General features: G+C 41.9%; 24 protein-coding genes. 20 read left to right on the top strand and 4 right to left on the bottom strand.

Features of this window, described 5'->3' with window-relative positions; translation table 11 throughout:
- Positions 1-14: 14 nt before the first annotated feature.
- The 9 genes from pstA (at position 15) to ACXAC4_RS01970 (ending at position 8,691) form a co-directional block, all read left to right on the top strand.
- The gene (pstA, locus tag ACXAC4_RS01930; RefSeq protein ID WP_475158639.1) at positions 15-1,664 is read left to right on the top strand and encodes a phosphate ABC transporter permease PstA; all 1,650 of its coding nucleotides are present in this window, start codon (positions 15-17) and stop codon (positions 1,662-1,664) included.
- Between the two features lie 30 nt (positions 1,665-1,694).
- On the top strand, positions 1,695-2,519 hold the full coding sequence (gene pstB, locus ACXAC4_RS01935) for a phosphate ABC transporter ATP-binding protein PstB (RefSeq protein WP_058028771.1): 825 nt from the start codon (positions 1,695-1,697) through the stop codon (positions 2,517-2,519).
- A 22-nt stretch (positions 2,520-2,541) separates the two neighbouring features.
- Complete coding sequence (gene phoU / locus ACXAC4_RS01940) at positions 2,542-3,243, top strand: phosphate signaling complex protein PhoU (protein WP_058028772.1); 702 nt, start codon at positions 2,542-2,544, stop codon at positions 3,241-3,243.
- 303 nt (positions 3,244-3,546) lie between these two features.
- The gene (locus ACXAC4_RS01945) at positions 3,547-4,224 is read left to right on the top strand and encodes a TIGR00153 family protein (protein WP_138560716.1); all 678 of its coding nucleotides are present in this window, start codon (positions 3,547-3,549) and stop codon (positions 4,222-4,224) included.
- Between the two features lie 35 nt (positions 4,225-4,259).
- On the top strand, positions 4,260-5,528 hold the full coding sequence (locus ACXAC4_RS01950; protein WP_475158640.1) for an inorganic phosphate transporter: 1,269 nt from the start codon (positions 4,260-4,262) through the stop codon (positions 5,526-5,528).
- Between the two features lie 162 nt (positions 5,529-5,690).
- Entirely contained in the window at positions 5,691-6,602 is a 912-nt protein-coding gene (locus ACXAC4_RS01955; protein ID WP_475158642.1) for a LysR substrate-binding domain-containing protein, read from the top strand.
- A gap of 73 nt (positions 6,603-6,675) precedes the next feature.
- Positions 6,676-7,215 (top strand): RNA polymerase sigma factor, encoded by a 540-nt coding sequence (locus ACXAC4_RS01960; protein WP_058028776.1) that lies wholly within the window; start codon positions 6,676-6,678, stop codon positions 7,213-7,215.
- Positions 7,202-7,798 carry a hypothetical protein gene (locus ACXAC4_RS01965; RefSeq protein ID WP_475158643.1) on the top strand — a complete coding sequence of 199 codons (597 nt, stop codon included), beginning with the start codon at positions 7,202-7,204 and terminating at the stop codon, positions 7,796-7,798. Before ACXAC4_RS01960 ends, ACXAC4_RS01965 begins: the two co-directional genes overlap by 14 nt.
- Positions 7,798-8,691 (top strand): hypothetical protein, encoded by an 894-nt coding sequence (locus ACXAC4_RS01970; protein ID WP_475158645.1) that lies wholly within the window; start codon positions 7,798-7,800, stop codon positions 8,689-8,691. The genes ACXAC4_RS01965 and ACXAC4_RS01970 overlap by 1 nt, the downstream gene beginning before the upstream one ends.
- 61 nt (positions 8,692-8,752) lie before the next feature.
- Here the strand turns inward: ACXAC4_RS01970 and ACXAC4_RS01975 are convergent, their stop codons facing one another.
- Both ACXAC4_RS01975 and ACXAC4_RS01980 read right to left on the bottom strand, forming a co-directional pair.
- Positions 8,753-8,956, bottom strand: a complete 204-nt coding sequence (locus ACXAC4_RS01975; protein WP_138479724.1) for a hypothetical protein — start codon at positions 8,954-8,956, stop codon at positions 8,753-8,755.
- Between the two features lie 156 nt (positions 8,957-9,112).
- Positions 9,113-11,623, bottom strand: coding sequence for a two-component system response regulator (locus ACXAC4_RS01980; protein WP_475158647.1), 2,511 nt, complete (start codon positions 11,621-11,623; stop codon positions 9,113-9,115).
- A gap of 227 nt (positions 11,624-11,850) precedes the next feature.
- Here ACXAC4_RS01980 and queA point away from each other — a divergent pair, with 227 nt between their 5' ends.
- The 7 genes from queA (at position 11,851) to ACXAC4_RS02015 (ending at position 18,574) form a co-directional block, all read left to right on the top strand.
- Positions 11,851-12,888, top strand: coding sequence for a tRNA preQ1(34) S-adenosylmethionine ribosyltransferase-isomerase QueA (gene queA / locus ACXAC4_RS01985; RefSeq protein WP_475158648.1), 1,038 nt, complete (start codon positions 11,851-11,853; stop codon positions 12,886-12,888).
- A gap of 254 nt (positions 12,889-13,142) precedes the next feature.
- Positions 13,143-14,267, top strand: a complete 1,125-nt coding sequence (tgt, locus tag ACXAC4_RS01990) for a tRNA guanosine(34) transglycosylase Tgt (protein WP_058028782.1) — start codon at positions 13,143-13,145, stop codon at positions 14,265-14,267.
- Positions 14,268-14,296: 29 nt separating this feature from the next.
- Entirely contained in the window at positions 14,297-14,635 is a 339-nt protein-coding gene (yajC, locus tag ACXAC4_RS01995) for a preprotein translocase subunit YajC (RefSeq protein ID WP_058028783.1), read from the top strand.
- Between the two features lie 30 nt (positions 14,636-14,665).
- Positions 14,666-16,525, top strand: a complete 1,860-nt coding sequence (gene secD / locus ACXAC4_RS02000; protein ID WP_349284575.1) for a protein translocase subunit SecD — start codon at positions 14,666-14,668, stop codon at positions 16,523-16,525.
- 9 nt (positions 16,526-16,534) lie between these two features.
- Positions 16,535-17,479 (top strand): protein translocase subunit SecF, encoded by a 945-nt coding sequence (secF, locus tag ACXAC4_RS02005; protein ID WP_138631488.1) that lies wholly within the window; start codon positions 16,535-16,537, stop codon positions 17,477-17,479.
- Between the two features lie 141 nt (positions 17,480-17,620).
- Positions 17,621-17,911 carry a hypothetical protein gene (locus tag ACXAC4_RS02010; RefSeq protein ID WP_349284573.1) on the top strand — a complete coding sequence of 97 codons (291 nt, stop codon included), beginning with the start codon at positions 17,621-17,623 and terminating at the stop codon, positions 17,909-17,911.
- 135 nt (positions 17,912-18,046) lie between these two features.
- Entirely contained in the window at positions 18,047-18,574 is a 528-nt protein-coding gene (locus ACXAC4_RS02015) for a hypothetical protein (protein WP_171037282.1), read from the top strand.
- A gap of 81 nt (positions 18,575-18,655) precedes the next feature.
- Here ACXAC4_RS02015 and ACXAC4_RS02020 read toward each other — a convergent pair whose 3' ends face one another.
- Both ACXAC4_RS02020 and trhP read right to left on the bottom strand, forming a co-directional pair.
- On the bottom strand, positions 18,656-18,910 hold the full coding sequence (locus ACXAC4_RS02020; RefSeq protein ID WP_058028788.1) for a YfhL family 4Fe-4S dicluster ferredoxin: 255 nt from the start codon (positions 18,908-18,910) through the stop codon (positions 18,656-18,658).
- 3 nt (positions 18,911-18,913) lie between these two features.
- The gene (gene trhP, locus ACXAC4_RS02025) at positions 18,914-20,272 is read right to left on the bottom strand and encodes a prephenate-dependent tRNA uridine(34) hydroxylase TrhP (protein ID WP_475158654.1); all 1,359 of its coding nucleotides are present in this window, start codon (positions 20,270-20,272) and stop codon (positions 18,914-18,916) included.
- Positions 20,273-20,529: 257 nt separating this feature from the next.
- Here trhP and ndk point away from each other — a divergent pair, with 257 nt between their 5' ends.
- From ndk to ACXAC4_RS02045, 4 genes are all read left to right on the top strand, one after another.
- On the top strand, positions 20,530-20,961 hold the full coding sequence (ndk, locus tag ACXAC4_RS02030) for a nucleoside-diphosphate kinase (RefSeq protein ID WP_058028790.1): 432 nt from the start codon (positions 20,530-20,532) through the stop codon (positions 20,959-20,961).
- 181 nt (positions 20,962-21,142) lie between these two features.
- Positions 21,143-22,276: a dual-specificity RNA methyltransferase RlmN gene (gene rlmN / locus ACXAC4_RS02035; RefSeq protein ID WP_475158656.1), complete on the top strand. Its 1,134-nt coding sequence runs from the start codon at positions 21,143-21,145 to the stop codon at positions 22,274-22,276.
- A 119-nt stretch (positions 22,277-22,395) separates the two neighbouring features.
- Positions 22,396-24,006, top strand: a complete 1,611-nt coding sequence (pilW, locus tag ACXAC4_RS02040) for a type IV pilus biogenesis/stability protein PilW (protein WP_475158657.1) — start codon at positions 22,396-22,398, stop codon at positions 24,004-24,006.
- Between the two features lie 5 nt (positions 24,007-24,011).
- Complete coding sequence (locus ACXAC4_RS02045; protein WP_475158658.1) at positions 24,012-24,875, top strand: RodZ domain-containing protein; 864 nt, start codon at positions 24,012-24,014, stop codon at positions 24,873-24,875.
- Positions 24,876-24,877: the final 2 nt, after the last annotated feature.

The raw sequence follows: 24,877 nt of genomic DNA on the forward strand, positions 1-24,877 counted from the left end.
CGGAGTTTCATGACATGGTAAAGCAATGGTTTAAGTCAGGATCTCCTTGGATCTGGATGACAGGTGGTGCAGTTAGCATCAGTTTAATCTCGGTTATCGGTTTATTAGCGATGATCGCGTGGAAAGGTCTAAGCTTCTTCTGGCCATCAGAAGTGGTTGAGTTAAAGCTTGAAGGCTCAGTGCCTAAGCAAACAGTGATTGGTGAGATTTATGACCGTGAGATGGTGCCTAAATCTCGCCTTGAAGCGGCAGGCTATGATTTATCGGCATACCAAGATGAATATATTGAACGTATCTTGGTAAAAACGGGTAACCGTGAATATGTAGACCTAGATTTCCGTTGGATATTAACAACAGATATCCAATCTCAAACTAAGCCAGAAGCGATGGCGGTATTTGAGCGTAGTAAAAACGGTAACTTCTATGGCTATGTAGAGCGTGTAATTGAAGACGGTAAAGAAGTTGTAAGTGCGCCTAAAGAACGTTTAGTTGAACTGGTTGAGCGTGCTGTAGATTTAAATGAAGAAGCACTTGATCTACAAAACGGTGATATTGGTCACATTAACTATGAGCTTGAGCGTCTGCGTTTAAAAGAAAAGAAATACGCACTTGATAATGCTTTAACGGATGAAGTGCTGGCTGATTTAGAGTCACAACGTGCAGAACTTCGTGCTGAATACAAAGTATTAGAAGCGCGCTTATTTGAGCTTCGTAAGAAGGCGAAGCGAGACCAAGTGGTTGTACGCGACATGCGTGGTGAGTTGGTGACTTTGCCTATCTATCAGGTATTAGACTTGTGGTTCCCAAATGACATGGGCTTTTTTGCAAAGTTAGGTCACTTCTTTGTTCAGTCAGGCAAGTTCATTTCAGACGATCCCCGTGAAGCGAATACTGAAGGTGGGGTATTCCCTGCAATCTTCGGTACTGTTTTCATGGTTATGTTAATGGCTGTGATTGTGACGCCATTTGGTGTAGTTGCTGCAATCTACTTACATGAGTATGCGGCTAAGAACGCTGTGACTAAGATGATCCGTATCGCGGTTATCAACTTAGCGGGTGTTCCTTCGATTGTTTATGGTGTATTCGGTCTTGGTTTCTTCGTTTACATGTTAGGTGGCTCAATTGACCAATTGTTCTATCCAGAAGCTGCGCCAAGCCCTGTATTTGGTACGCCAGGTGTAATTTGGTCGGCATTAACCTTAGCAATCTTAACGCTACCTGTGGTTATTGTTTCGACTGAAGAAGGTTTATCACGTATTCCAAGTTCAGTACGCCATGGTTCATTGGCACTGGGTGCGACAAAAGCTGAAACGCTATGGCGCATCATTGTACCAATGGCAAGCCCGGCAATTATGACAGGTTTAATCTTAGCGGTAGCTCGTGCTGCCGGTGAGGTTGCACCACTTATGCTAGTAGGTGTTGTGAAAATGGCACCGACGTTACCGATTGATGGTAACTTCCCGTTTGTTCACTTAGATCGTAAGTTCATGCACTTAGGTTTCCACATCTATGATGTAGGTTTCCAAAGCCCGAACGTTGAAGCGGCGCGTCCATTGGTTTACGCAACGGCATTCTTACTGGTCAGCGTTATCATCGCACTGAATATTACCGCGATTGGTATTCGTAACCATTTACGTGAAAAGTTCCGTTCTCTTGAACATTAATAGTAAAGTATATAACTAGGTATTTTAGAAATGATTACAGTAGCTCCTGAAGTGAATAACACAAATCAAGTTAAATTAGATTTAGCTAATTTGAGCGAAGAGCAAACCGCACTAGAGATCAAAGACCTAGATCTTTACTATGGTGACAAGCAAGCGCTTAGCAAAATCAATATGAAAATTCCTAAGGGTCAGGTAACAGCGTTTATCGGTCCATCGGGTTGTGGTAAATCAACATTATTACGTTGTATTAACCGCATGAATGACTTAGTTGATATCTGTCGCATCGAAGGTGAGATTAACCTTCATGGTCAGAATATCTATGACAAGAGCGTAGACGTTGCGGCACTTCGCCGTAACGTAGGTATGGTATTCCAAAGACCAAATCCATTTCCTAAATCAATTTATGAGAATGTGGTATACGGCCTACGTCTACAAGGTATTAAAGACAAACGTAAGCTAGATGAAGTCGTAGAGCGCTCATTACGTGGTGCAGCGTTATGGGACGAAGTTAAAGACCGCCTTCATGACAGTGCATTTGGTTTATCAGGTGGTCAGCAGCAGCGCCTAGTGATTGCCCGTTCAATTGCAATCGAGCCTGAAGTATTACTGCTAGACGAACCAACATCGGCACTTGACCCGATTTCAACATTGGTAATCGAAGAGCTGATCAACGATCTGAAAGAAAAGTATACGGTTGTGATTGTAACGCACAACATGCAACAGGCCGCACGTGTTTCTGACCAAACTGCATTCATGTATATGGGTGAACTGATCGAATACGCTGACACAAACACGCTATTCACAACGCCTTCTAAGAAGAAGACGGAAGACTACATCACAGGTCGTTACGGTTAATAGCGAGCGAGAGGAATAAATCATGGAAAACAATTTAAATAAGCATATCTCTGGTCGCTTTAACGAAGAGCTAGAAAATGTTCGTAACCACGTATTAAGCATGGGTGGTTTGGTTGAAGAGCAATTAAACCTTGCACTTGATGCGATCAACGACAACGATGCTGAAAAAGCACGTAAAGTCAGCGAGAACGACTACAAAGTTAATGCCATGGAAGTAAACATTGACGAAGAATGTACCCGTATCATTGCTAAACGTCAGCCTGCTGCAAGTGACTTACGTTTAGTGGTTGCAATAGCTAAAACCATTGCTGACCTTGAGCGTATTGGTGATGAAGCTGAGCGTATTGCACGTGTTGCACTAGATTCATTTACTAAAGATCAGCAAGATTTATTGGTGAACTTAGAGAATATGGGTCGCCAAGTGTCGAAGATGTTGCACGATGTACTAGATGCTTTCGCGCGTATGGATGCGCAAAGTGCCTTTGAAGTGCATAAAGAAGACGCAAAAGTTGACCGTGAATATGAAGCGCTAACGCGTCAAATTATGACGTACATGATGGAAGACCCGCGTTCTATTCCTAAAATTATGGATTTAATCTGGTCTGTACGTTCATTAGAACGCATTGGTGATCGTTGTCAGAACATCGCTGAATACGTCATCTATTTTGTGAACGGTAAAGATATTCGCCATACATCTCAAGAAGATATCGCGAAAACACTGTAAAAAATATATGCCTCTCTGCGCTGAATTTTTATGATTCAGCGTGGCTTATACCAATTCTTATAATAAAGTAAGCTACTTTGAGGCAAGGAAAGTTGCTCGATAACAAGGCAAAAATTTTGTTATTTAGTTGTTCTAAATGAGAAATTTTTAACGCGGTTAGTGACAACTATAGTCCCTCAAAGTGTTTAGGTATTAATGAGAATTGGTATAAATTCGCATTTCGGACAAAAATCCGTTCACAACGTCGGCTAATGCTGTAAAATTCACCCCGCAAAGCATATTAATATGATTTAAGGGTCAGTTATGCCTACTAATGCGTTTTTAGGAGTATTTGCTAAGTCTCCTATTAAGCCAATAGAAGAACACATTAAAATCGTACATAAAGCTAGCAGTTCTTTAGTACCGTTTTTTAATCATGTATTCAAATCTGAATGGAAAGAAGCCGAAGCACTTCGTGTTGACATCCGTAACCTTGAACGTGAAGCAGACGTTTTAAAGCGTGAAGTAAGATTACACTTACCTCGTGGTTTATTTATGCCTGTAGAGCGCACCGATTTATTAGAGTTGATCACTCAGCAAGATAAAATTGCGAATAAAGCGAAAGACATCGCAGGTCGCGTTGTTGGTCGTGAAATGGTGATCCCTCAAACTATCCAAAATGACTTCATTGCTTATCTTGAACGTTGTGTCGATGCAACTAAACAAGCCTCTAAAGCCATCAATGAGTTTGACGAACTATTGGAAACTGGATTCCGTGGTCGTGAAGTAACTCTGGTTGAAAGCATGCTTGAAAAGTTAGACTCAATTGAGCAAGACACGGATGAAATGCAAATCAAGATCCGCCAAGAGCTTCGTGCTATCGAAGGTGAACTTAACCCTGTTGATGTAATGTTCTTATACAAGATCATCGAGTGGGTAGGTGAGCTTGCTGATATTGCAGAGCGTGTTGGTTCTCGACTTGAGCTAATGTTAGCTCGTTAATCATTTTATTCGTATTTAAAATTTAAGGTTTAACAATGGATATCATTGCTAACTATGGTTCCATGCTGATCCTAATTGCTGCAGCAGTAGGTTTCTTCATGGCATATGGTATTGGTGCAAATGACGTTGCAAACGCCATGGGTACTTCAGTAGGCTCGAAAGCACTTACCATCAAACAAGCGATCATCATTGCGATGATCTTCGAATTCGCCGGTGCATACCTTGCAGGTGGTGAAGTAACATCAACAATCCGTAAAGGTATCATCGACGCAGCGCCTTTCGCTGACATTCCTGAGTTGATGGTATTAGGTATGATCTCTGCACTGTTTGCAGCAGGTTCATGGCTACTACTTGCGTCTTTACTGGGTTGGCCGGTTTCAACGACTCACTCTATCATCGGCGCGATTATTGGTTTCGCCTTGGTTGCTGTGGGTAGTGAAGCAATTCAATGGGGCAAAGTTGCCGGTATCGTAGGTAGCTGGATTGTTACCCCAGCCATTTCAGGTTTCATTGCATACTTAATCTTTATGAGTGCGCAAAAGCTGATCTTCGACACAGACTCGCCATTACAAAATGCAAAGCGTTACGTGCCTATCTATATGGGTTTAGCGGGCTTTGTTATGTCGCTTGTAACCATCAAGAAAGGTCTTAAGCACATTGGTATTAACCTAGGTGCAGTTGAAGGTTATGCACTTGCAATTGGTATTGCTGTGGTTGTGGGTATCATTGGTAAAGTGGCAATTAACCGTTTGAAAATGGACCCTAAAGCAGACAAGCAAATGCAGTTCAACAACGTTGAAAAAGTATTTGCTATCCTAATGGTACTGACTGCATGTTGTATGGCATTCGCACACGGTTCAAATGACGTTGCAAACGCGATTGGTCCATTAGCGGCAGTTGTGAACATTGTTGAGCACAACGGTGAAATCGCTAAGAAAGCGGCACTTGCTTGGTGGATCTTACCGCTAGGTGGTATCGGTATCGTAGTGGGTCTTGCGGTCCTTGGTAAGAAAGTAATTAAAACAATTGGTGAAGGCATCACGCACTTAACACCAAGCCGTGGTTTCGCTGCTGAACTTGCAGCTGCATCAACGGTAGTTATTGCATCAGGTACTGGTCTACCTATCTCTACAACACAAACGCTAGTAGGTGCTGTATTAGGTGTAGGTATGGCGCGTGGTATCGCTGCACTGAACATGGGTGTAATCAGAAATATTGTGGTTTCTTGGGTAATTACATTGCCAGTCGGTGCTGCACTTGCTATTGTTATATTCTACATTCTAAGAACCGCTTTCGGCGTGTAATTAGACTTACAGACTTTTAGCTTGAAAAGACCTCAGCATCACGGTGCTGGGGTCTTTTTATATCAATAATACCTTAATGATCTAAGCAATTGATCTTATCCGTTTTACTCTGAGTACTTCATCGTTATACTGAATGAAATTTGAGTTTGCTTAGAGAAAACCGTGACAAACCTACCTAGTATTAAACAACTTCAATATCTTATTGCAGTGCATCAGCATCAACATTTTGGTCGTGCCGCCCAAGCGTGTTTTATTGGTCAATCGACTTTGAGTACCGCAATTCAAACCCTTGAAGAAACCTTAGGCAGTCAACTCATTGAGCGTGAGAACCGTAGCTTAATGTTTACCGAGTTGGGTGAAGAAGTGGTTGCGCGTGCCAAGAGAATTGTTGCCGATACAATGAGCATTAAAGAGTTCACCGAGAGCTTTAAAAACCCGCTGTCAGGCAAGCTAGTCTTGGGGTTAATTCCTACTATTGCAAGCTTTATTGCGGCGCCACTTTATCAATACTGTCGTGAAGCTTTCCCGAATTTAGAGCTGATCTTAATTGAAGATACCAGCGACAAGTTATTGGCGCGCCTTGAGCAAGGACAGATAGATATGGCGATGCTGGCTTTGCCTTATCAAACGGAAAAGTTCCATACTAAAGTCCTCACTAAAGATGCTTTTTCTTTGGTTTATCACAAAAGCTATCCGCTAAAAGACATCGATGATTACAACTTGTTGCCAGATCAGAGTGTGTTTTTACTTGAAAGGGAACACTGTCTGACTGGTCATGCCCTGAGTGCTTGTCACCTTAACAAACATGAGTGCATCAATCCGTTTGAAGCAAGTAATTTGCACACCTTATTGAGCATGGTGGAATATCAGCACGGTGTGACATTCTTACCGCAAATGGCACTCAACGCAGGCATATTGTCTGGTAAAGATTTAGCAGTGAGAAAGTCGGGTACTGATGCGTATCGTGAGGTTGGTTTGATTTGGCGTAAAACCACGGGCCGTATTCGCGATTTTCGCTTATTCAGTGAGGGATTATTGCCATTCATTACTGAACAATGTGATTGCGAAAAATAAATTTTATTTTTGGCAAACTTTTTTAAAACACCTTTCGACTAACTAAACAGAGATTATCAATTAGGGTTTAAAGGTGTTTTTTCAAAGCCAAGACAAACTCATAAAAAAAGCCCAAAAAGGCGACCAAGCTGCTTGGTTGAAGCTAATCAAGCAGCATGAACAGCAGGTGTATAACCACTGTCTCCGCCTGACTGGCAATAGCCATGATGCACTTGATTTAATGCAAGAAGCTTTTATGAGTGTTTATCGCTCTTTGCATAACTTTCATGGTCAGAGCCAATTTAAGACTTGGTTATTTTCGGTGACCCAAGCGCGCTGTATGGACTTCTTTCGTAAGCAAAGGCAGTCTAGCCCGCTTGAAGAAGTTTCTGAAGCTGCCCATACTCCCAGTTGCCCAATTCAGTTACAGAGTGATAATCAACATATTCACGCTGCGCTACAGGCTTTACCGTTCGAGCAGCGACAAATTGTTGAACTGAAGTTTTTCCAGCATTTCACCTTTGAAGAAATCGCTGAGCAGTTGGCTATTTCGCCAAATACCGTTAAATCCCGTTTATATAGTGCGCTTGGAAAAATGAAAGCGCCATTGGAGGTGATCCGTGTCGAATCATGAAATGACCCCCCATGAACTACTCGAAAAGTGGCTTGATGGTGAGCAGCTTACAGAAGCGCAGCAAGCTCAAGTATTAGCAGATCCAAATACTAAGCCGCTGTTTGAAAACGCCCAGTCTTGGCAGAGTATGGCAAGTAGCTATGTAGAGCAAGCGGCGCCGTCTGATACGCACATCGTGATGCCACAGCTTAAACAAGTCAGTCGTTTTCAAGGACATTGGATTCAGTGGGGCATGGCGGCTTGTGTTGGCTTTTTGAGCCTTCTATCTGTGCAACTGTGGCAACAAAACCAAACACTAGAGCAAGGTCTTGTGGCACAGCAAACTCAAATAGCAAAACAACAAGATACCATGCAAAAAATTTTAGCCCAGATGCAAACAAGTCAGAATTTACAAGCTGATCTAACCAATCAAGTGTTACTCACAAATCGTGCAGAACGCCAAGTGGCACTCGATGACTTACTGGCATTTTTGCAAACACAAAGAGCCCAAGATCAAGCGATTCTACGTTTACAACTCAATGAACTTGCAGAGCAAGTGGAACATGCGCCATTGCAAACGGTTGCGTATAATGGAGGTCAATAATGAAAACTTTACTCTCTTTATTATCAGTTGCAGTGCTAAGTGCAACATTTTCAACAGCAGCGAAAACAGATCAACATATCGCTAAATTACAACGAGAAGTAACCATTTTTCAACGAGTTGTGAGCACGGCATTAAAGCATGATACCAAGGGGCAAGTGCAGAATGTCGAAGGCTACTACTTGGCTGATCAAGGGCTTATTTTTGATGTGAGTTTACGAAATAAAAGTCTGTTTGATTGGCGTAAGCATATTGGGGATATGCAAGATATACATGGCCTTACAGAGATCCAGTCACCAGATTTTTCAGCATTAGAAATGCAAATGTCAGTGCTCGGTGACAACATTGCAGATGTCTCTAAAGAGGCGTATCAAGTAGCTTTAGAAGCGGTGCGCCAAGGCGCGGAGCAAATACGAGAAGTGGCAGAGCAAGAGCGTGAAACACGACGAGAGTTACATGAATTAGAGCGAGAAAAACATGAACTGGATTACATGCTAAGACGTCAAGAAGAGAAAAACCAAGAGCTGCTTGAGCATCATAAAGAAATCGCTAAAGAAATCGCAAAATTAGAAGCCGAAAAAGTTAAATTGACTGAGAGCAAGGTACAGCTTAAAGAAAAACTGAAGCAGGATAGAGCAGAGCGTCAGGCTCAACAGCAGGCGCAACAAGCGTTGCTTAAAACGACTGTGACTTTGAGTTTGGCAAATAGCTTATGTGATTATGGTAATGGCTTACGCAGTGTTAAAGGCAGTGAGCATGTGAGTTTCAAGTTTACGCCTTCATACCAGCAAGAAAAGCATATTTTGGTATTTAAAAAGTCGGAAATAGAGTCATGTGTCAGAGGGGATATTAACGCAGATAAATTGGCGAAAAGCGCAACACAATATCAATTCTAGTGGCGTCAAACAGATATGCTAAAAGAGGGCGATTAGCCCTCTTTTTCTTATGTATCATAAGTTAATTGCTTGATTGATGCATGTGTGTTTGCTCGTTGAGGTTTGGCAAAAACAGTAAATACACCCAAACAACCAGATTAAAATAAGGGATCAAACTAAGTAGAGTAAACACAAAAGTAGGATACCCTTTCTTCTGTGTACTTAAGTAACATTGATATGCAATGATGCAGTGTAAGATCAGCAAAAAAGATACTAATAGCAGCATGACGACCTCCTTAACTTTCCTATTGTGATATTTATCAATCCTTGTGATGTCGTGCTAAAAAGTTGAAATCTTAATATTTAGCTGACATCGTTTTTCACATAGCTTTTATTATAGATGAGAAATCGTTAAGTAAAAGTTCAGTTCTGTATTAAATTGTTACGCAACTGTTTTCTCAGGGAAAATAGTTGTAATTTCTTTTTTGAGTAGATTTATCGGCATTGGCTTAGCAATAAAATATCCTTGCCCGTAATCAATACCAATCTCTTTTAAAGCATCAAATATGTCTTTGCTTTCAACATATTCAGCAACAGAGTGCTTGTCTAATGAATGACTAATATCATTCACTGCCTTCACTAAAGCAAGATCAATGGGATCATTGAGCATGTCGCGGACAAACGATCCATCAATTTTTACATGTTGAGCAGGGAGCTGCTTTAAATAGCTAAAGGTACTGAAGCCTGTGCCAAAGTCATCAATCGAGAAATGGCAGCCCAGTTGATTCAGTTTCTTGATCATCGCCTGAGTCGCTGACAAGTTATTGATACTCGCCGATTCTGTGATTTCAAATATCACTCGACTTGGATTGACCTGATATTGCACTAAGCAATCTTGAATATGGGGTAATAACCTTTCATCTAAAAATGAGTGGGCAGATAGGTTAATTGCAACCTGACTTAATTCAGTATGCTCAGAGAGTGCCTTGATTGCATGTTTTACTACACATTGATCCATTAGGAAGGTATCGTTAAGTAACTCTAAAGCAGGAATAAACTGATTTGGGTAAATTAGTTCATCGTTAATTTTTAAACGCAGCAAGGTTTCAAAGTACGCTATATGCGCATGTTTAAAAGACCAAATCGGTTGATAGTGCAGTTCGACTTGTTCGTTTTGTAGTGCTTGGCGTACAGCATGACCCCATTCTAATCCGCCTTGCAGGGTATTATTTTCGGCGTCGTCTTTGTTATAACAATGCACTAAATTACGACCTAAGCTCTTAGCAATATAGAGAGCAATATCTGCCTGTTTTAATGACTCATTGGCATCATGGTTAGAGGCTGTTATCTGAGTTAAACCGATTGAGCAGCTAATGGAATAGCTATTTTCTTCAGAATGAAACTCATGCTTATCTATGGCCATACAGATACTTTCGGCAATAATATGTGCATCAAGTAAACTGACTTCTTTTAAAATCACGGCGAACTCATCACCACCAATACGGAAGATCAGGTGTTCATCGCCTATGTTGTGGCCAAATAGCTGAGCAACTTCTTTAAGAATGATGTCACCTTGTTGGTGCCCTTTCGAATCATTAATAATTTTAAAATGATCGAGGTCAATATATAGAAGTGCATGTTCAGAGAGTGAGTCTTCACTCATTGTTTTACAGAGGCTTTGCAACTGCTGGTCGAAGTAGTAGCGGTTGTGCAGCCCGGTTAATGTGTCATGCAGGGCTAAATGACGTAATTGCAATTCAGCCTGTTTCCGTTCGTGAATGTTATCTATCGTTGCCGTAATCGTAACATCAGAAGTGGTGTTTTTAATGAGCTGAAAGCGACATTCAACCCAAATAGACGCGCTATTTTTTTGAGTGAGTTGTAATTCAAGCTGAGCGTAACGTTGCGCTCCAGTTTTGACCTTGGCGAGTTGTTTATTCAGGGTGTGCTGATCATCTTTATGAATAAACGACTTTAAAGAGACACCTAAACTGGCTTTAATACCGAATCCCGAGAGTGCTTCCCAAGCTGGGTTAATAAAGCGAATTTTAGCTTCGGTGTCTAACTCCATGACCACGGTGTTTAAATGCAATAGAATACGCTGGTGTGCAGAGAATAAATCTTTGTAGCGACGTTCGCTCTGGCTGAGTTGTGATACTTTGTCAGCAAACTCTGCATAACTCACCATAAAATCTTCACGGCGCGCAGCATGATCACAGACTTTGTTTAAAATAGGCAAGTTGTACGGCGCTCTGACAAAGTCAGTCACACCCATAAGGAGTAGCTGTTCGGCATCATTGACATCTTTACTGTCGATGATAGTCACAACAGACTGATTTGGCTTATGCTCTAAAATTGCCCCGATTAATTGCTTACTTTCAGAGTAGGTTGTACCGGAGGTGTTAATCAACACAATTGCGTATTGGTTTTGCAAGAATAGCGCTTGTGCATCTTGTAGCGTGTTAACAACTGTACATGCAAAACTGAACTCGAGTTGCTCGCAGATTTCTTCTGCTTGAGTATGATCAGGCTCGAATAATAACAAATCAAGGCGGCTGCTCTTTTCCAATTGTGTAGATAACACATTGGCTAATAACTCTGGAAGTTGTTCGTGTTTCTCAAAAGGTAAAACGGCATCAATGCTATAACTTCTGGCGGTAGTTTCAGCAATGCGTTCGCAATAAATAGGCGGAGTGAGCACGATGGGTGTGTGTTTGGGGGTTTCTAATAATCCTGAGCGCACCATGCGTGCAAAGCGCCAGCCATCAATTTTTCCAACATCGAGCCCAGTGATAATTAGATCAACGGCTCGTTGTTTTAATAGATGTAAAGCAGCTTGGCTATCTTCACATTCGGTGATTTCAAACACTTCTAGTTTGTTGAGGGTAAGTGTAATGGTTGCGCGTTCGGACTCGCTGGCATTGACTATGAGCAATGAAAGTTGCCTTGCCATACTTAAATTAACCTCAATCGATTTGTTGTCATCGTCTACGATACCTTTGCTTTACCGAGTATGTTTTTATTTTAATTATTATTTTTAAAAATGTCGGTAATTAGCTGTTTCTAAAAACATTGCTTCAAAGACCTAGGTTAATGCTATTTTTGTGCACTTACAAGCACTTGATTAAGTGTTATAGGAACACTAAACTTGGCCGCTGTTTTATAACTTGAGGTGTTGTCATGCGCGTTGCTGACTTTAGTTTTGAACTTCCTGATGAGTTAATCGCTCGTCATCCTATGGCAGATCGTACTGCGAGCCGACTACTGACTCTCGATGGGAATACGGGTGAATTAGGCCACAAAATCTTCAAAGATCTCATTGATTTCTTAAATCCGAACGATTTAATGATCTTCAACAATACCAAAGTGATCCCAGCCCGAATGTATGGCCAAAAAAGCACAGGTGGCAAAGTCGAAGTGTTGGTTGAACGTGTTGTAGACGAGCATCGAGTGCTTGCCCATGTTCGTTCAAGCAAGTCACCAAAAGAAGGTGCAACACTGATTCTAGAAGGTAAAGCAGAAGCGACTATGGTCGCACGTCATGGTGAGTTGTTTGAGCTTGAGTTTAAAGGTGAGCAAACGGTGCTAAACATCTTAGATGACATTGGCCATATGCCTTTACCGCCTTATATCGACCGCCCAGATACGGAAGAGGATAAAGCGCGTTATCAAACCGTATACAACGAAAAGCCAGGTGCAGTGGCGGCGCCGACAGCGGGTTTACACTTTGATGAAACATTGCTCGAAAAGATCAAAGAAAAAGGCATCGAAACACAGTTCATTACTTTGCATGTAGGTGCGGGCACTTTTCAACCTGTACGTGTCGATTCGGTTGATGAGCACGTAATGCATTCTGAGTATATTGAAGTGTCTCAAGAAGTAGTTGATGCCATCAAGAAAACCAAAGCCAATGGCGGTAGAGTGATTGCGGTAGGTACGACATCTGTTCGTTCACTAGAGTCTGCGGCAAAAGCGAGCGTAGGTGAATTACAGCCACTTTATGGCGATACAGACATTTTCATCTACCCAGGTTATGAATTCCAGGTGGTCGATGCCATGATCACTAACTTCCACTTACCAGAATCTACTTTGATCATGTTAGTGAGTGCGTTTGCAGGCCAAGATCATATTATCAATGCCTATAAAACGGCAGTGAATGAGCAATATCGTTTCTTCAGCTATGGCGATGCCATGTTTATCACCAAGCAAGATAAATAACGGCTAGAGTTTTTAGCTAGCAACATTCTATTAAGGCCCTGAAACTCAGGGCCTTGTTGTTTTAAGCGTTTCTTCTTAACTCTTAATTCTTATCTCTTAACTCAGTCATCTTTAATTTCTTAGTTTTCGCCCCAATAATTAGAATTCACTGTGCAAACAAGGTAGAATCGGACGGTTAAAATCAGCTCTAAAAATAAACGTAATTGCGTTTATAGAACGAGTGTTGGACTGTTTTTCCGACTTTTGAGGTAGCTATGAAATTTGAATTAGATCGCACAGATGGTAAAGCCCGTCGCGGCCGTTTGATTTTTGACCGCGGTGTGGTCGAAACCCCAGCATTTATGCCTGTAGGTACGTACGGTACTGTTAAAGGCATGACGCCTGATGAATTAAAAGACACAGGTGCACATATCTGCTTAGGTAATACTTTTCACCTAATGCTTCGTCCTGGTACTGAAATCATCAAGCAACATGGCGATTTGCATGATTTTATGAACTGGGATAAGCCAATCTTGACTGATTCAGGCGGTTTCCAGGTATTCAGCTTAGGCGCAATGCGTAAAATTTCTGAAGAAGGCGTGATGTTCAAGTCACCAGTAAATGGTGAAAAAATTATGTTATCGCCAGAGAAAGCGATGCAAGTACAGCGTGATTTAGGTTCAGACATCGTGATGATCTTTGACGAATGTACACCTTACCCTGCAACTGAAAAAGAAGCCCGTGATTCAATGGAGTTATCACTACGTTGGGCAAAACGTTCGAAAGAAGGCCACGGTGATAACCCTTCTGCGTTATTCGGTATTATTCAAGGTGGTATGTACCCTGAGCTTCGTGCAGAATCACAAAAAGGCTTAGAAGAAATTGGCTTTGATGGTTATGCACTCGGTGGTTTATCAGTGGGTGAGCCAAAAGAAGACATGATCAACATCCTTGATCACTGTGCTTATAAAATGCCAGAAGACAAGCCGCGCTATTTAATGGGCGTTGGTAAACCAGAAGATTTAGTTGAAGCGGTGCGTCGTGGTATCGATATGTTTGACTGTGTGATGCCAACACGTAACGCGCGCAACGGTCACTTGTTTATCAGTACGGGTGTTATTAAAATCCGTAACGCAGTTCATAAAACAGATACAGGTCCATTAGATCCTGAGTGTGATTGTCATACTTGTAAGAACTACTCACGTGCTTACTTACACCATTTAGATAAGTGTAATGAAATCTTAGGTGCACGTTTAAATACCATCCATAACTTACGTTTTTACCAACGTGTGATGGAAGGCCTAAGAAATGCGATTGCCGAAGGCAAACTAGACGAATTCGTAGAAGATTTTTACGCTAAACGTGGCCTACCAGTGCCGCCATTAGCTGAAACAGAATAATATAAATTTAAAATATAAGAGGAAGTGTTATGAGTTTATTTATCTCGACTGCGCATGCAAGTGCTGCAGCGCCTGCACCTGCTGGCGGTGGCATGGAAATGCTTATCATGTTAGGTGTGTTTGGTTTGGTATTTTATTTCTTAATCTACCGCCCACAAGCTAAGCGTGTAAAAGAGCACAAAGACCTAATGGGTGCACTAGGTAAAGGTGATGAAGTACTAACGCAAGGCGGTCTAGTAGGTAAAATCACTAAAGTTGCTGATGACAAAGATTTTGTCGTTATTGCTTTAAATGACCAAACTGAAGTTACAGTACAAAAATCAGCAGTATCAGCTGTGTTGCCTAAAGGCACAATGAAATCGCTGTAATCTAAAAACAAAAATAAAAAGGTAAAGCCTGTGTTAAACAAGTATCCAATGTGGAAGTATTTACTTGTTCTGGCTGTATTAGCGATTGGTATTTTATATGCCACACCAAACCTGTATGGCCGTGATCCGGCCATACAGGTTTCTGGTACTAAAGGTGCCAGCGCTGATCTAAGCGTGCTAGACAAAGTAAATGAGACTCTAAAAGAGAACAACATCACAGTTAAATCTTCAGCATTAGAAAACGATCAAGTATTGGTACGTTTTACGAATGTTGAAGAGCAGTTAAAAGCGCAAGATATTCTGCGTGACAGCCTATCTGACGACTACATTTCTGCAATTAATATGAGCCCTGCACAACCTGATTGGTTGAAAGACATTGGTGGTAATCCAATGAAGCTAGGCCTAGATTTAAGTGGTGGTGTTCACTTCACAATGGAAGTCGATATGGTGACAGCGATGGATAATGCGCTAGAAACCATGGAACAAGATTTCAAGAGTGACTTACGCGGTGAAAAACTTCGTTATCGTTCTATTCGTCGTGTATCAGGTGCTGAACGTGTACAAGTCATCATGCGTAATGATGATGACAAAGATGCGGCAGAACGCTTCTTAAAGCAGCGTTACCCACTGTATAACTTTGTTGATGATAGCAGCAACAGCTTGGCATTCTTCGCGAGCTTGAGCGATCAGAAATTCAAAGAGATCCGCGCTTACGCAATCAAACAGAATGAAACCATCATTCGTAACCGTATTAACCAGTTAGGTGTTGCTGAGCCAAATGTACAACAGCAAGGTGCAGAACGTATTATTGTGCAATTACCTGGTGTGCAAGATACTGCCCGTGCGAAAGAGATTTTAGGGGCAACGGCTACGCTTGAGTTCCGTGAAGTAGATGAAAACGCGGATGTACGCTCTGCTGCACAGGGCCGTGTTCCTCCTGGCACAGAAGTGATCATGCACAAAGATGGTTACCCAGTAGTACTGAAGAAACGTGTTATTTTAGGCGGCTCTCACATTACTGGCGCACAATCGGGTATAGACGAATACTCACGCCCTCAAGTGAGCATCAACCTTGATAGCAAAGGTGGTGCTAAAATGAGTGCCTTCACTAAACGTGCTGTTGGTAAGCGTATGGCGACAGTATTCATTGAATACAAGCCATCAGGTAAGAAAGACGAAAACGGTAAAGCGCTTCCGCCAATTAAAGTTGAAGAAGTGATTAACGTTGCAACCATTCAAGCTCGTCTGAACAACTCATTCCGTATCACAGGTATCGACAACCCAGCTGAAGCCCATAACCTGAGCTTATTACTTCGTGCTGGTGCCTTAGTTGCGCCAATTCAAATCGTTGAAGAGCGTACAGTAGGTCCAAGCCTTGGTCAGGAAAACATCGAAGCGGGTATGACAGCTGTGGTACTTGGTTTTGCATTTGTACTGGCATTTATGTTGTTGTACTACAAAGGCTTTGGTCTGGTATCTAACATTGCACTTGCTTCTAACCTAGTGCTTATTGTTGGCGTTATGTCGATGATCCCAGGTGCGACACTGACATTACCAGGTATTGCCGGTATCGTACTAACGGTAGGTATGGCGGTGGATGCGAACGTACTTATCTTTGAACGTATTCGTGAAGAATTAGCCGATGGCCGTAGCCCTCAGCAAGCAGTTCACCAAGGTTATGACAGTGCATTTAGCACCATTTTCGATGCCAACATCACCACACTGATTGCAGCCGTTATCTTATTTGCGGTAGGTACAGGTCCAATTGCGGGCTTCGCTGTAACACTTGCAATCGGTATCATCACGTCGATGTTTACGGCCATTGTCGGTACGCGTGCTGTGATCAATTTAGTGATCGGTGGCAAGCGCATTAATAAGCTTTCAATCTAGGAGACGGATATGCAGTTATTAAAATTAAATGACACCATCCGCTTTATGTCAGCGCGCAAGCTTACCATGGCGCTTTCTGCGTTATTGATCTTAGCATCAATTGCGTCTATGGCAATCCGTGGATTGAACTTTGGCTTAGACTTTACTGGTGGTACTGCGGTTGAGGTTGGCTTTTCACAGCCAGCTGATCTGGCAAAAATCCGCTCTGTCTTAGCTGAAAATGGTTTTGCTGATGCGTCAGTACAGTTATTTGGTTCGAGCCAAGATGTACTGGTTCGTTTAGCGCCTCGCGGCAGCGATGTTAAAGCAGAGACGATTGGTAACCAACTAATTGCGGCGCTTAAGCAAGCGGATAGCAGTGTAGAAATGCGTCGTATTGAGTTTGTAGGCCCAAGTGTGGGTGAAGACTTAAAAGAGCAGGGTGGCTTAGCCATGCTCACCGCGCTTATCTGTATTCTGATGTATGTGGCATTTCGATTTGAATATCGTTTTGCCATCGGTGCGGTAGCGGCACTTTTCCACGATGTGATCATCACTATGGGTCTTTTCTCATTATTAGACCTAGAATTTGATCTGACGATCCTTGCAGCAATCTTAGCGGTTATCGGTTACTCACTGAATGACACCATTGTTGTATCTGACCGTATTCGTGAGAACTTCCGTAAAGTGCGTATTGATGACACCATTGAAATTATCAATATCTCACTCACGCAAACACTAAATCGTACCTTAGTTACATCAATCACGACTATTTTAGTATTGATTGCACTATTCGTGTGGGGCGGCCAGACCATTCATGGTTTTGCAACTGCGCTACTATTTGGTGTGTTCATTGGTACTTACTCTTCAGTTTATGTTGCAAGCTCAGTTGCGGTTGCGATGGGTGTAAGCAAAGAAGATTTGATACCAGTAGAAGTTGAAAAAGAAGGTGCGGACCTAGACGCCATGCCTTAAGAAAACCCCCTGTTTTCTTTGAAAAAACCGCATATATAAATATGCGGTTTTTTATTGTCTGAAAAGCAACTTTTGAACCTTTGCTTTGTAATTGCATCAAATCAGTTATAATCAAGAAAAGTATTTAAAATAGGTAAATTTATGAAAAGCTTATTGATTGCATTATTACCTTTGGCCTTTGTCTTATCTGGTTGCAAGGTAAACGAAGGTGAAGCATACGAGAAAGATAAAGCACCTGAAGAGCGCTCTGAGTATGTAGGTACAGAAGGGCTTGCACAGGCACAAAAAGATAAACTGTATTTGATGGATAAAGAGCTTAGAGACAAGTGTAACGATGCGAAGATCAGTTACGCGGTGGCGAAATCAAATAACAATGAGAAAGAAGCACAAGCGCAAAAAGCCATTATGGCCAATACCTGTAAGGGTAAGTAAGCCATATAAAAGTTATCTAAATTCTCTGAATTTAGAAGAATAAAGAAAACCTCATAATTTTATGACAATGATATTTCATTCTTTTCTTTAAAGAGTATAATGAGAATTGTTTTCAATAATAATTACGAGGTTCTCATGAAATCTAGGTTGGCAATTTTACTTACAAGCCTTGCACTAACAGCATGTTCAGAGCAGGTTGAGCAACAAACACAAACGACTGAAGCTGCACCAGCCAAAGTAACCAACTTAGACACCTACAAGCAACAAGCACAAAGCTTACTTGGTGAGATCAGAGCTAACGAAGCGTCTCAAAAACTTGAGCAAAGCTCACAGCAACTTGTTGCGACCTCTCGTCAATTATTAGCTGAATTCACCGCTAAATACCCAGCGTGCGACAGCTACCTTTCGGCATTAGACAAAGCTGCTGATGTTATTCCAACGTTGCCACTAGAAGAAATTGAATCTGGCTACCATAAAGACGGTAAGTTACCTAAATACGACTCGCCAGTGTGCTACCACGCAAAAGATTTATTGGTTCACCCTGCAACTGTGCAAGCAATGGCCTCACAAGGTATGCAGTTTGAATCGGCCTATGAAGATGCTGAACTTGAAATTGTCGAAGTGATTGCGCATTTCGATCAAGTTGAAAAAGCACTTCGCTAATTTCTTGCTTCGTTATAAGTTAATGAAGAAATAAAAATGGCGCTCACTGAGCGCCATTTTTGATCGTAAATTAGCCTGAATTTACTTATCTTGGCCTGTGAGTCGCAAAAACTTCTCAGCTAAGGCATCTAAATCTTCTTTGTGATTGGGATCGGGCTTAATACAATCGATCGGGCACACACTCACACATGTAGGTGTATCGTAATGGCCGACACACTCTGTGCATTTGTTTGGATCAATCTCATAAATTTTCTCACCCATATAAATGGCCTCATTGGGACATTCAGGATCGCACATATCACAGTTGATACACTTTGAATTGATCAACAGTGCCATGATTTAGGCCTTTTTAAATGGGTTACGCGTATCTTCTTGATCGTTCAGGTTACGCATTAAAATAGCGTGATCTAAGTCGATGTTTTCAGGCAGTGGAATTTTTACAATATGACCAGAGCCTTTCGCATCGTCAATTTTCTCACCTTTTTTGTTTTCCATGTGCTCAAGGTTAAAGCTGATGTTGCCTTGTGGTGTCATCAGCTCAAGACTGTGACCCGTACAGAATTTATTCTTAACATCAATTTCAACTAAACCATTGTCTACGCGGCCTAATACTTCACCCACAAATTGCTGTTTGTCAGAAACTGAATGGCCGTATTCATAGTTTTGGTAATCTTGATGAGCATGGCGCTTTAAAAAGCCCTCGGTATAACCACGATGTGCTAAGTTCTCAAGGGTGCGCATTAGGTTAGGATCGAATGGTTTCCCCGCCACTGCGTCATCAATGGCTTTACGATAAACTTGTGCAGTGCGTGCTACATAATAGAAAGACTTAGTACGACCTTCGATCTTCAAGCTGTGTACACCCATTTTTGTTAGTTGGTCGACATACTGTACCGCACGCAAGTCTTTCGAGTTCATGATATACGTACCATGTTCATCTTCAAATGCAGGCATGTATTCGCCCGGACGACCTTGCTCTTCTAGCATGAATACTTCGTTGGTCGGCGCGCCTTCGCCCAGTGTAGGGATCACAGATTGTGGGTCGATTTTGTGCACTACATCGCCGGTTTCAGTTTCTTTACCTGGCTTAACGTCATATTCCCAGCGGCATGCATTGGTGCACGTTCCTTGGTTTGGATCGCGTTTATTGATGTAACCAGATAATAAGCAGCGACCAGAATAGGCCATGCATAATGCACCATGTACGAATACTTCTAACTCGGTTTGCGGGCACAGCTCACGAATTTCAGCGATCTCTTCAAGGGATAATTCGCGAGATAAGATCACCCGCTCAATACCTTGTTTCGCCCAAAACTGCACTGACGCATAGTTAACTGCGTTAGCTTGTACTGAAAGGTGAATTGGCATATCAGGCCATTTATCACGCACTAACATGATTAAACCCGGATCAGACATGATGAGTGCATCGGGCTTCATGGCAATGACTGGCTCAATGTCTTTTAAGTAGGTTTGTACTTTTTTATTGTGTGGCGCGATGTTTGAAACCACATAGAGCTTTTTATTGAGTGCATGGGCTTCGTTAATCCCCAATTCTAAATTGGCTAAATCAAATTCATTGTTACGCACGCGCAAGCTGTAACGTGGTTGGCCTGCATACACGGCATCGGCACCATATGCGAATGCATAACGCATATTTTTTAAACTACCTGCAGGGGATAAAAGCTCTGGAACAAACATAGTAAAAACCTCTTACATTGAACTGAGTGCTGGTCAGCTGTTTCGGTCAAAAGTGACGGTAAAATTTCAGGTGAAATTAAAAAGCGGCGCAGTATAAAGGTTAATGAAATTGTCATGTTTGACGCAGATCATGGTTTTTCGCTGAAATCTGATCTATTCGAAATTTTTAAAGGATCAAGATCTAGTAGGTTTTTAGCGCTAAAACGCGTATAATTCGCGCCCGTAAATATTCAACAATTATTATTGGAGCTAAAAAGATGGCTTTAGAGCGTACTTTTTCAATCATCAAGCCTGATGCGGTAGCTAAAAACCACATCGGTGCAATCTACAACCGTTTCGAATCTGCTGGTCTTAAGATCGTTGCTTCTAAAATGGTTCACCTTTCTCAAGAGAAAGCTGAAGGTTTCTATGCTGAGCACAAAGAGCGTCCTTTCTTTGGTGCACTAGTTTCTTTCATGACTTCTGGCCCAGTGATGGTTCAAGTTCTTGAAGGTGAAAATGCAGTTCTTAAGAACCGTGAAATCATGGGTGCTACTAACCCTGCAGAAGCACTAGCTGGTACTTTACGTGCTGACTACGCTGACAGCATCGACGAGAACGCGGTACACGGTTCTGACGCACCTGAGTCAGCTGCTCGCGAAATCGCTTACTTCTTCGCTGAAGAAGAAATCTGTCCTCGTACTCGCTAATCGCGGATCGAACAGAGTAAAGAAGGGCTCTCGGGCCCTTTTTTAGTCCTTGTTGCTTTTGCAAAGTCAGTTTTATTAGCTATTTTTGCAAAATCATCAACAATGTTTGAGTGTGTTGGTTGGTTTTTATACAATACGTCGTCTTTTTAATTTCGTACCGTCACTTTATCGAGGTTGCTTCATGGCCACTACAGAGAAAAAAATTAATTTACTTGATTTGAATCGCGAGGGGATGCGTGAATTGTTTGCATCATTTGGTGAAAAGCCATTCCGCGCTGATCAGGTAATGAAGTGGATTTATCACTTCGGCATCGATAACTTCGACGATATGAGCAACATCAATAAAAAGCTACGTGCTAAGTTACAAGCACAGTGCGAAATTAAAGCGCCTGAGATTTCAGTTAAGCAAGTTGCCAGTGATGGCACCATTAAATACGCAATGATCTTAGAAGGCGGCCAAGAAGTTGAAACTGTTTGGATCCCTGAAAAAGATCGCGCAACATTGTGTGTCTCTTCACAAGTGGGCTGTGCACTTGAATGTACATTCTGCTCAACGGCGCAGCAGGGCTTCAACCGTAACTTAAAAGTATCTGAGATCATCGGTCAGGTATGGCGTGTTGCGACAGATATTGGTCTGCATAATGGTGACAGCACTAAGCGCCCAATTACTAACGTAGTAATGATGGGCATGGGTGAGCCATTACTAAACATCAACAATGTCGTTCCTGCGATGGAACTGATGATGGATGACTGGGCGTTTGGTTTATCTAAGCGTCGTGTAACACTAAGTACTTCAGGTGTTGTACCTGCGCTTGATATTCTTAAAGAGAAAATTGACGTGGCACTGGCTATTTCTCTTCACGCGCCAACCAATGACCTACGTGATGTGTTAGTACCAATTAATAAAAAGTACCCAATTGAAGAGTTCTTAGCGGCATGTCGTCGTTATATTGATGGTTCAAAAGCCAATAAAGACATCACCATCGAATACGTTATGCTGCAAGGCGTAAACGACAGTACAGATCAAGCGCATGAGCTGGTTAAAGTACTCAAAGGTACACCGTCTAAGATCAACCTGATCCCATTCAATCCATTCCCGGGTAATGAGTATGGTCGTTCAAGCAACAGCCGTATCGATCGCTTCTCAAAAGTACTCCAGGCAGCGGGTTTAACTTGCATTGTTCGTCGTACCCGTGGTGATGATATTGATGCGGCTTGTGGCCAGCTAGTTGGCGATGTAGTTGACCGTACCAAACGTATTATGAAAAAACAGCAGCGCGAAGATAACGCCATTTCTGTGAATGTGAGTAATTAACTTTAAGTAACTAAGTTTAAGCAATCATTTATTGCTGAAGTTATTTACATAAAATAGATGAAAGATAGGGGCTTTTAGGTAATATAGGTCTCTATTATTTCATACTATCAAGGTGATACATGCGTTCTTATTGGGTAATTCCATTTGCGTTATTAGGCTTAAGTGGCTGTGTAACAGAAACACACAGCGTCACTAAAAATAGCCCTGTGGTGAATTCAGAAATGAATAACCTAGAAGCAGCAAGAACGCGTATTAGTTTGGCATTAGAATATCTAAAAGCGGGCAATAATACGCAAGCTAAGTTTAATCTTGAACGTGCAGCCAAGTTTGCCCCTAAATTACCTGAAGTACATTACACGCTGGCTTATTACTTCGAGCAAGTAAAAGAGTTCCAACAGGCTAAAGCATCTTATCAAACTGCACTCAAGTTAGTCCCAAACGATCCAAATACTCTGAACAACTACGGTACGTTTTTATGCCGTATCGGCGAGTACGATGAAGCGAGGGCGCAATTATTAAAAGCGATTGATACTCGCGGCTATTTACGTGTGTCGCAAAGTTATGAAAATTTGGCTTTATGTGCGGTGAAGCAAGATAAGTTTGAGTTAGCTCTCGATTATTTAAATAGTGCAGTGCAACACGATGGCCAGAGTAAAAGTGCTCTAATTTCTCTAGCAGGTTTATATTATGCCAAGAGTGACTTGCATCAGGCATTGCGTGTGTTAGAACGTTACACTGAAAATGGCTTCATTTCATCGCGCAGTTTGTTTTTAGAGTACTTGCTACATCAAGAGATGGGGCATTTAGAACAGTCTCAGAAAATCGCCACAACCTTAGTGCAGACTTATCCGCAATCTTATCAAGCACAAGCGATTATTAAAGAAGAATACAATAATAGCGAATTTGATGTATTGCGTGAGCAATATAGAAAAGCCAAGGTGGCAGAAATCATTGAACAGTCACCGACGGTTTATAACGCTCAGCCTAAGATAAAAATTACCCGTAAGAAAGCGCCTAAACGAGAAAATAATAATAGTGAAGTAGTTCAACCTACTACTGTTATAAGCACAAATAGTGCAAGTGAAGTTGTGTCACTGCGTGGCGGTTTACAAACTCCTTTTGTGGTTGAAACGCAACCTCAGTCAAATCAGCCTACGAGCACGACAAGCGCACCTGTAGCTGAAGAGAAAACCCAAGCGACGACTCAGCTTATTGAAACGCCAAAAAATCAAGTTAGAGTGGTGTCTTTTGGTGAGAAAGCAGCGGTGAAACCAGCCCAAGGTCAAGTGCAGTTCTATCAACCAGATCCAAGTCAGGTTAGGTTCAGAGAAATAGCAGAGAATAATGCCCCAGTTCTTACAGCTAAACCTTTATCAGCTGATGCACCTTTGTTAAATCCAGAAGTGAATCTACCAAATGTGCCAGTGCATAAAGTTGGGTTGGGTGAAAACTTATTTAGTTTATCGGTTAAATATGATGTCAAAATGGCAAGTCTGTTAAAATGGAACAAGCTGAAAGAATCAGACCGTTTACAGATTGGTCAGCAGGTGTATTTAAATAATCCGCTTACCACCCACGTCATTCGAGATGGGGATAGCTTGTATAATATCGCCACCGATTACCAATTACAGATTGGTGACTTGATGCGATGGAACAAATTAACACCAGACGTTGAACTTGCGGCTGGACATAGTTTACTGATTGTAGATCCGAGTAGTTATACTTTATGAATGAAATGAGCCCAGAATCAACTGAGCAACAAGCGTCTTTGGGGCAAGTACTAGCAAGCGCAAGAAAAGATGCGAATTTAACCATTGAAGCCGTGGCGGATAGGTTAAAGCTAAGCCCAAAGCATATTACCAAGCTTGAGCAAGATGATTATACGTCACTTGGTCCAATCACCTTCGTTAAAGGCTACATCAAGGCTTACTGTACGCTATTGCAATTAGATCAAGCGCAAACCTTGGCACTGTTTCAGGCACCTGAAAGCGTGGCTGAAAATAAAAGTATGCAAAGCTTTTCACGTCGCACAGAAAAAGAAGCCAATGATAGCCGTTTAATGCTAGTTAGCTATGTGATCTTGGCCATAGTGTTAGGATCGTCAGGTTTTATGTATTGGCAAACCACATCGAATGAAAATGATGTTATCGTGCCTGAAGTACAGAGCACAGTACCTGAAAGCGAAGCGCCGGTTACAGAAAACAGCGAAGAAAGCGATGCGCCTTCTGATGTTGTATTAATCGCTGAGGATGCGGTTGAGCCTGCCATGGAAAAAGCCGAATCTGACAAACCAGTTTTAGATGTAGTAGAAGCTGAACAAGCACCAGTCGAAGAGACAAGCAGTACACCAGATTTAAATACGATTGTGATGCATTTCAAAGACGATTCTTGGGTAGAGATCTTTGATGCCTCATCAGAGCGTATTGCTTTTGGCGTTAAAAAAGCCGGATACACCATGACAGTGCAGGGCGTTGCACCGTTTTCTGTGGTGTTAGGCCGTCATCAGCAGGTTGATGTAGAGCTAGATGGTCAATCAGTTGATTTATCATCATTACCACGCAATCGTTCAGCTAAATTTAAATTACCCTTAACAGAGTAACC

This window comes from Pseudoalteromonas sp. AWM4_233 (genome assembly GCF_056158285.1).

Bases quoted from the DNA above. Each gene is read 5' to 3' on its own strand.
- rlmN (WP_475158656.1), top strand. From the start codon at position 21,143: ATGGCCACTACAGAGAAAAAAATTAATTTACTTGATTTGAATCGCGAG.
- pstB (WP_058028771.1), top strand. From the start codon at position 1,695: ATGATTACAGTAGCTCCTGAAGTGAATAACACAAATCAAGTTAAATTA.
- ACXAC4_RS01950 (WP_475158640.1), top strand. From the start codon at position 4,260: ATGGATATCATTGCTAACTATGGTTCCATGCTGATCCTAATTGCTGCA.
- pilW (WP_475158657.1), top strand. From the start codon at position 22,396: ATGCGTTCTTATTGGGTAATTCCATTTGCGTTATTAGGCTTAAGTGGC.
- yajC (WP_058028783.1), top strand. From the start codon at position 14,297: ATGAGTTTATTTATCTCGACTGCGCATGCAAGTGCTGCAGCGCCTGCA.
- phoU (WP_058028772.1), top strand. From the start codon at position 2,542: ATGGAAAACAATTTAAATAAGCATATCTCTGGTCGCTTTAACGAAGAG.
- ACXAC4_RS01975 (WP_138479724.1), bottom strand. From the start codon at position 8,956: ATGCTGCTATTAGTATCTTTTTTGCTGATCTTACACTGCATCATTGCA.
- ACXAC4_RS01945 (WP_138560716.1), top strand. From the start codon at position 3,547: ATGCCTACTAATGCGTTTTTAGGAGTATTTGCTAAGTCTCCTATTAAG.
- ndk (WP_058028790.1), top strand. From the start codon at position 20,530: ATGGCTTTAGAGCGTACTTTTTCAATCATCAAGCCTGATGCGGTAGCT.
- queA (WP_475158648.1), top strand. From the start codon at position 11,851: ATGCGCGTTGCTGACTTTAGTTTTGAACTTCCTGATGAGTTAATCGCT.
- ACXAC4_RS01970 (WP_475158645.1), top strand. From the start codon at position 7,798: ATGAAAACTTTACTCTCTTTATTATCAGTTGCAGTGCTAAGTGCAACA.
- ACXAC4_RS02045 (WP_475158658.1), top strand. From the start codon at position 24,012: ATGAGCCCAGAATCAACTGAGCAACAAGCGTCTTTGGGGCAAGTACTA.
- trhP (WP_475158654.1), bottom strand. From the start codon at position 20,272: ATGTTTGTTCCAGAGCTTTTATCCCCTGCAGGTAGTTTAAAAAATATG.
- ACXAC4_RS02010 (WP_349284573.1), top strand. From the start codon at position 17,621: ATGAAAAGCTTATTGATTGCATTATTACCTTTGGCCTTTGTCTTATCT.
- ACXAC4_RS02020 (WP_058028788.1), bottom strand. From the start codon at position 18,910: ATGGCACTGTTGATCAATTCAAAGTGTATCAACTGTGATATGTGCGAT.
- tgt (WP_058028782.1), top strand. From the start codon at position 13,143: ATGAAATTTGAATTAGATCGCACAGATGGTAAAGCCCGTCGCGGCCGT.
- ACXAC4_RS01980 (WP_475158647.1), bottom strand. From the start codon at position 11,623: ATGGCAAGGCAACTTTCATTGCTCATAGTCAATGCCAGCGAGTCCGAA.
- ACXAC4_RS02015 (WP_171037282.1), top strand. From the start codon at position 18,047: ATGAAATCTAGGTTGGCAATTTTACTTACAAGCCTTGCACTAACAGCA.
- pstA (WP_475158639.1), top strand. From the start codon at position 15: ATGGTAAAGCAATGGTTTAAGTCAGGATCTCCTTGGATCTGGATGACA.
- secF (WP_138631488.1), top strand. From the start codon at position 16,535: ATGCAGTTATTAAAATTAAATGACACCATCCGCTTTATGTCAGCGCGC.